Annotated in this window: 1 protein-coding gene and 1 pseudogene; both read left to right on the forward strand. The window is 55.7% G+C overall.

Going from position 1 to position 1,333, the window contains the following annotated elements:
• Nucleotides 1-273 (forward strand): annotated as a pseudogene (locus PLU01S_RS25930) (DUF4055 domain-containing protein); the annotation flags it as partial.
• The coding region (locus tag PLU01S_RS25125; RefSeq protein ID WP_084339977.1) for a minor capsid protein at nt 248-1,333 on the forward strand (1,086 nt) is incomplete at its 3' end. The pseudogene PLU01S_RS25930 and the gene PLU01S_RS25125, both read left to right, overlap by 26 nt.

Raw genomic sequence — 1,333 nt, forward strand, 5'->3', positions numbered from 1 at the left:
CTCTTCATGAATGCCACCGGCAAGATGGAGTACACCCTCAACCAGAACTTCGTCCGGGTCCAGATCGACTCGAACCTGCTTGCCAACCTGATCAAGGGCGTTCAGGCCGGGCTGATTCCTCAGTCCGACTTCTGGCGTCAGTTGCGTGACTATCAGCTGATTGATCCTGAGAAGAAGGACGACGCGATTAGAGACGAGCTTGAGACCACGAGCCCTGGCCCAGCCTTAGACGACGAGGTAGACAACAATGGCGGCGAATCCAGCGCTGTTTGATGCCACGGTTCGCCATGCCGTCTTACTTGAGCAGCTAAAGGCTAATCAGGTCGCCAAGTTTGCCCCGTTCCTCAAGGAGTTGGATCGAAAGATCAGGGCCAAGCTGAGCGACCCGGACATCACTGAGTACACACGCAAGCGACAGGAGAAGCTGCTAGAGCAGGTTGATAGCCTGTTGCTTGGTATCTTCACCCGCTTCACTGACCAGCTTCAGTTGGATCTGGTTGACCTTGCGATGTACGAAGCCCAGTTCGAGGCGTCCAGCCTGAACAATGCTGCAGCAGTGGCTACGGCCAATACCTCAGTAGCGGTGACGTTCGAAGCGGTCCTGCCCAGCGCTGCGGCGATCAAGGCGGCAATCCTGACCAATCCCTTGAGTGTGAGAGGGGTGGATGGCGGCAAGCTGCTAGAGATGTTCATACAAGGCTGGACGCAGACAGAACGTCAACGGGTGGTCGGTGCGATACGTCAGGGCTTCTTCGAGGGCCAGACCACAACGCAGATCATCCAGGCTATCCGAGGCACAAAGGCTCAGCAGTACAAAGACGGCATTCTCGCTATCACCGACCGCAATGCTTCGGCAGTGGTCAGGACGGCAGTTCAGCATGTTGCTAGTCAGGCTCGCAGTGAGACGCTGAAGGCGAATAGCGATGTAGTGACAGGTGTAATTTGGGTCAGCACGCTTGACCAGCGAACATCTAACCAATGTCGATCGCTTGATTCAAAGGTGTTTCCTGTTGACTCAGGTCCAAGGCCTCCTGCGCACATAGGTTGCCGTTCAACCATCGTACCGATCACCAAATTCGGCAAGCTATTCAGCCAAGGCGCTACGCGGTCCTCTAAGGGCGCTGAAGGCGGAAAGCAGGTCAGTGCATCACTCAGCTATTACGAGTGGCTTAAAGCGCAGCCTGCGAGCTTTCAGGACCAAGCGCTGGGCAAGGCAAGGGCAAAGCTGTTCAGGGATGGAGGATTGAGCGCTGAACGCTTCTCTCAGCTCCAGCTGGACAGGAATTTCTCACCGTTAACGCTTGATGAGATGAGGGCACTTGAGCCCTTGGCA

Origin of the sequence: Pseudomonas luteola NBRC 103146, from assembly GCF_002091675.1 — a bacterium.
In the GTDB taxonomy this organism is placed as follows: Bacteria; Pseudomonadota; Gammaproteobacteria; order Pseudomonadales; family Pseudomonadaceae; genus Chryseomonas; species Chryseomonas luteola.